This is a genomic window from uncultured Senegalimassilia sp. (assembly GCF_934632265.1).
GTDB lineage: Bacteria > Actinomycetota > Coriobacteriia > Coriobacteriales > Eggerthellaceae > Senegalimassilia.
Genome location: NZ_CAKTYH010000125.1, coordinates 1 through 5,527, shown reverse-complemented (window position 1 = coordinate 5,527; position 5,527 = coordinate 1). Strand labels below are relative to the sequence as shown.

3 protein-coding genes and 1 pseudogene are annotated in these 5,527 nt (G+C 61.3%); 1 reads left to right on the top strand and 3 read right to left on the bottom strand.

The genetic code is table 11. The annotated features are described in order from the left end of the window. The 3 genes from Q0H50_RS08210 to Q0H50_RS08200 all read right to left on the bottom strand — a co-directional run. A partial coding sequence (locus tag Q0H50_RS08210) for an ABC transporter permease (protein WP_294421285.1) occupies positions 1 to 908 on the bottom strand: 908 nt, incomplete at its 3' end. A gap of 1 nt (position 909) precedes the next feature. Further along, entirely contained in the window at positions 910 to 1,866 is a 957-nt protein-coding gene (locus Q0H50_RS08205; protein WP_294421283.1) for an ABC transporter permease, read from the bottom strand. A gap of 271 nt (positions 1,867 to 2,137) precedes the next feature. Further along, positions 2,138 to 3,727: an ABC transporter substrate-binding protein gene (locus Q0H50_RS08200; RefSeq protein WP_294421281.1), complete on the bottom strand. Its 1,590-nt coding sequence runs from the start codon at positions 3,725 to 3,727 to the stop codon at positions 2,138 to 2,140. A 425-nt stretch (positions 3,728 to 4,152) separates the two neighbouring features. Here Q0H50_RS08200 and Q0H50_RS08195 point away from each other — a divergent pair. Further along, positions 4,153 to 5,527: pseudogene (locus Q0H50_RS08195) on the top strand (pyruvate:ferredoxin (flavodoxin) oxidoreductase); the annotation flags it as partial.

Sequence of the window (5,527 nt, the reverse complement as noted above, 5' to 3'; positions counted from 1 at the left end):
CCGTTGAGGGCGGAGTCGCTTGCGGCAACGGGTGCCTTAGGCGCTGCCGCCATAGCATCGGTGATGCCTTCGGAAAGGATGTTAAGGCACAACACCGTGATCATGATCGCCAGGCCGGGGAACAGCGCCTGCCACCAACGCCCGGACAGAACGCCGCTGCGGGCATCTGCCAAGATGTTGCCCCACGTGGGCGTGGGCTCGGGGATGCCTGCGCTGATGAAGGACAGCGAAGCCTCGAACACGATTGCGTCTGCTACAAGCACGATGGTGAACACCATTACAGGCGCCAAGCAGTTGCGAACGACGTGCTTCACCAGAATCCACGGAGCGCGCGCGCCGGAGACGATTACGGCGCGGACGTAGTCCTGACCGTATTCGGACACGATATTAGCGCGCACGATGCGTGCAAGCTGCGGGATGTACAAAAAGCCGATAGCGAAGATCAGCGAAGGAATGGACGCGCCGAAGGACAGCACGAACGTGGCGGCAAGAGCGATGCCGGGGAAGGACATCACGATGTCGCAGATGCGCATGATGACCTCGGAGATCCATTTACGCGATACGGCGGCGATAGCGCCGACGATGGAGCCGGCAACCAATGCGAATGCGGTGGCGCCAAGGCCGATTACCAACGAGTAGCGTGCGCCGTACATCATGCGGGACAAAACGTCGCGACCCTTATCGTCGGTGCCGAACAGGAACTGCGAATCGGGCGCCATACGGGCGGTGAAGATCTCGTAGGGGTTGTGCGGTGCGATGATGTTCGCCAACACTGCGATCATGCATACGAGCAAGAGCACGATAAGCGAAATGCGGGAGCCCACCGTCATAGCCTTCAGGTGCCTGAAGCGCACTTTACCGGCATTGTCTTCCATCTTCTGGGTAAGGTTTCCACGAAGTTGAACCATGCTACACCGTCCTGATTCGAGGGTCGATCAGGATATAAAGCATATCCACGATGATGTTGATGATGATAAAGGTGAAGGCAACCACCAAAACGACGCCCTGGACGAGCATAACGTAGTTGGACTGGATGCCGGACATGATGGCTGCGCCCATGCCGGGGAGGTTGAAGATGACCTCGATGACCACGGCGCCGCCGATGAGGTAGCCGATACGCAGTCCGAGCACGGTGACCGGCGTGATGAGCGCGTTGCGCAGCACGTTGCGAGCCACGACGATGCTCTTCGGGATACCTGCACCGATTGCGGTGCGCACGTAGTCCTTGTCAAGCTCTTCGACCATGGAGGTGCGAATGACGCGCGTCATCTGGCCGGTAACCGGTATTGCCAAGGCGACTGCGGGCATAGCCATACGCGCAATCCATCCTGCGGGATCAGATGCGAAGCTGGGCAGCTGGCCGGAAGCCGGGAGCCAGTGAAGCATAGACGAGAACAGCAAAATCATAAGCACTGCAAGCCAGAATGATGGGGTGGCGATGCAGGCGATCGAGAACACTCGAATAACCTGGTCGGGCCATCGGTCGCGATAGAGCGCCGATATCACGCCAAGGATGGTTGAGAAGAATACGGCTATGATCAGGCCCATGAACGTCAGCTGGAGCGTGACGGGCAACGCTGAGCCGATACGGTCGGACACCGACATGTTGCTTGCTCCATAGGTGCCCATATCACCTTGGAAGAGCCCCACCATGTAGTTGCCGTACTGTACTAGTACGGGGTCGTTGAGTCCGTGTTCCTCGCGGTATTGGTCTGCTTGTTCCGCCGTGGCATTTTCGCCCAAGACCTGGTAAGCCTGGTCGATGGGGGATAGCGCCATGATGAGGAACACGAGGATGGTGACACCGAACAACATGATGGGCAGCGCTATCAGGCGCCGTCCGATCAAACGCAGAAGGTTGCTCACCAGACCCTCCTTTCGTTCTTTGACTCTCGTCATGTACATATCAGGTGCCTGCACGCAGCGTGACCCCAGAGTTATCTGACATACGCGCAAACAGCCAACATTGCATTTTATAGGAATTATTCGCACGGTGCAGGCATAAACGGATATTCGACCGATGAGAACATCAATGGTTTCGATTTCCTGCCGTTCATGACGAAAAAAGGGCCGTTCCCCTGGGGGAACGGCCCTTGCATTGCGGCTATCTGGTTGAACGCGCCGTTGACCGAAAGACCTAAGCCTTCGCAGATGCGCCCAGGAACACCAGACCGGTAGTGGCGATAGGCTCGAAACCGGTGATGGTGCCTGCCTGGTAACCCGTGGCCAGCTCGCGATGGAACAGCGGGTAGAGCGGGGCCTCCTCGGCGATGATGTCGAAGCACTGGTTCCACAGCTCCTGCTGCTTGGTCGAGTCAGCCTCGCGCGCCTGCTGCATGAGGTCGGCGAGCTCGGCCCACTTGCCGTCGCCGGCCTTCTGCCAGCAGGAACGGCCCTTGGTCCACACGTTGTCGCCGTACCACCAGGACATGAGCAGGTCGGGGTCGTTGCCGAAGCAGGTCGGGTCGCCCGGGGTCAGCATGACGTCGTACGGCAGCTCGGCATCGGACGGGGCAAGCTTGGCCCAGTCGATCTTCGTCTCGTTGATGGTGATCTTCAGGCCGGCGGCCTCCAGGTCGTTCTTGATCTGCGCAGCCAGGTTCTTGACCCAGTTGTTGTTGACCATCAGCTCGAGCTCGGTGCCCTCGGCGCCTGCTTCCTTGATGAGGTTTGCGGCCTTGTCCTTGTCGTAGGTGTAGACCGTGGAAGCCTCATGATAGTTCTTGTGGTCCTTGGGCAGGAAGGACGTGACCTTGGCGGCATGGCCGTTCAGGGCGTTAGAGATCAGCTTGTCGACGTCGATGGCGTAGAAGAATGCCTGACGGACACGCTTGTCGTTGAACGGGGCCTTCTGGGTGTTGAACATGAGGAAGGCCTGGTTGAAGCCCTGGATGTAATCGACGGTGGCACCGGCGGCGGTCAGCTGATCGGCGTTGGCGTCGGGCACGTTCTCCATGACCTGCACGGAGCCTTCCTGCAGGGCGGTGGTGCGGGAGGTGTCGTCAAGCAGCACGTCCCAGTGCATGGAGTCGGCAGTGGCCTTGAGGCTGCCGTTGTAGTACTCGTTGGGCAGGAACTCGATCGCACCCTGATCGTCGCCGTTGATCTTGTCGTACTTCCAGGGGCCGGAGCCGATGGGGGCGGTCTTCAAGTCGTCGACGGTCTGGCTGGCCGGGAAGATCTTCACGACGGACAGACGGCCCTCGAGCAGGCTGTCGAACGGGTACTTGAGCGTGAAGGCGACGGTCTTGTCGTCCTTCTTCGCGACAGCCTCGATGAACTCCAGGAAGGCGCCGTAGGTGGCGTCGGCCATGTTCAGTTCGAAAGCGTTGACGACGTCGTCGGCGGTCACGTCGGTGCCATCGGAGAACTTGGCGCCCTCGCGCAGAGCGACGGTGTACTCGGTGTCGGAGACCTTTACAGGCTTGTCAGCGGCAAGCGCATTGTATGTCTTGTAAGTGTGCAGATCCATGTCGTACAGGCCCTCGAAGACATGCCAGGTTGCAGCCAGCATGAGTGCGGAGCTGTTGCCGATGGGGTTGACGTTGGTGGAGCTGTAGGCGCAAGCACCGGTGAGCGTGCCGCCTTCGACTGCCGTGCCGGAGTCCTTCTTCGCTCCTTCAGAGGAGCTGCTGCCGCAGCCGCTCAGGGCCAGGCCGGCCGTTGCGGCGGCAACGGCGCTGCCTGCCAGGAAAGTGCGGCGAGACAGAGAATACTGCTGTTCCATGGGATTCCCTCCGTTCATCTGTCGGGGCGTCTTTTTCGCCTCGAGCCTGCGCATGCGCCTTTCGCGCACGCACTACAGCAAACACGATGCATTATCCCTGAACGGGCTTCGAAAATAAAGAAGGAGTAAAGCTTTTACCCAAGCGTTACGGGGGGAACCCCTCGTGCGACGGGCGTTTCCGCAAGGTCCCCGATGGCGTTTCGCCGCGGTGGGCGGTTGCCGTGGCGGGGTGAGCGGCGGTTGGGCGGCATCCGGCAAGCGGGAGGGCCCCGCCTGTTCGAGACCGCTTGCCGAGAGCATCCGCCCCACGCCTGCTCAGAGTTAATCCGTGGGGTTTCGGCGCGCCAAGGCTGCTAATATAGGCGCACTGTACGGCCAGACGATGTTTCCGATCGCGCCGATCGGGGATAGCCTTAGGAGAAGAAATGACGAGAGAATTCAAGTCCATGGACGGCAACACCGCCGCAGCGCATGTCTCATATGCGTTCACGGAGGTGGCCGGTATCTATCCCATCACCCCTTCCAGCCCCATGGCCGACCTGGTCGACCAGTGGTCGGCAGCCGGTAGGGAGAACATCTTCGGCACGAAGGTGAAGGTGTGCGAGATGCAGTCCGAGGGCGGCGCCGCCGGTGCCGTGCACGGCTCGCTGGCCGCCGGTGCCCTGACCACCACTTACACGGCTTCCCAGGGCCTGCTGCTCATGATCCCCAACATGTACAAGATCGCAGCCGAGCAGCTGCCGAGCGTGTTCCACGTTTCGGCCCGTACCGTATCCACGCAAGCGCTGAACATCTTCGGCGACCACTCCGACGTCATGGCCTGCCGCCAGACCGGTTTCGCCATGCTCGCCGAGGGCAACGTCCAGGAAGTCATGGACCTGTCCGCCGTCGCGCACCTGGCCGCCATCAAGGGCCGCGTGCCGTTCCTGAACTTCTTCGACGGCTTCCGTACCTCCCATGAGGTGCAGAAGGTGGCCGTGTGGGATTACGCTGACCTGGCCGATATGTGCGACTTCGACGCCGTGAAGGATTTCCGCGACCATGCGCTCAACCCCGAGCGTCCGCGCATGCGCGGCAGCCACGAGAACGGCGACATCTTCTTCCAGAACCGCGAGGCCTGCAACGGCGTCTACGACGCGCTGCCCGCCGTGGTGGAAGAGTATATGGATAAGGTCAACGCCAAGCTGGGCACCGACTACAAGCTGTTCAACTACTACGGCGCCCCCGACGCCGAGCGCGTGATCGTCGCCATGGGCAGCATCTGCGACGTGGCCGAGGAGGTCATCGACTACCTGACCGCCCAGGGCGAGAAGGTGGGCCTGGTCAAGGTGCGCCTGTACCGTCCGTTCGTCACCGCCAAGTTCGCCGAGGCGCTGCCGGCCACCTGCAAGAAGCTGGCCGTGCTCGACCGCACCAAGGAGCCCGGCGCCCGCGACCCGCTGTACCTGGACGTCGTCAACGCGCTCATGGTCGAGGGCCGCGAGGGCATCAAGGTCTCCGGCGGCCGTTACGGCCTGGGCAGCAAGGACACGCCGCCCGCGTCCGTGTTCGCCATCTTCACCGAGCTGGCCAAGGACGAGCCGCGCGGCGAGTTCACCATCGGCATCGTCGACGACGTCACCGGGTTGTCCCTGCCCGAGGATGCGTCCGCTCCCAACACCGCAGCCGCCGGCACCATCGAGTGCAAGTTCTGGGGTCTGGGCGGCGACGGCACCGTCGGCGCGAACAAGAACTCCGTCAAGATCATCGGCGACCACACCGACAAGTACGTGCAGGCGTACTTCCAGTACGACTCGAAGA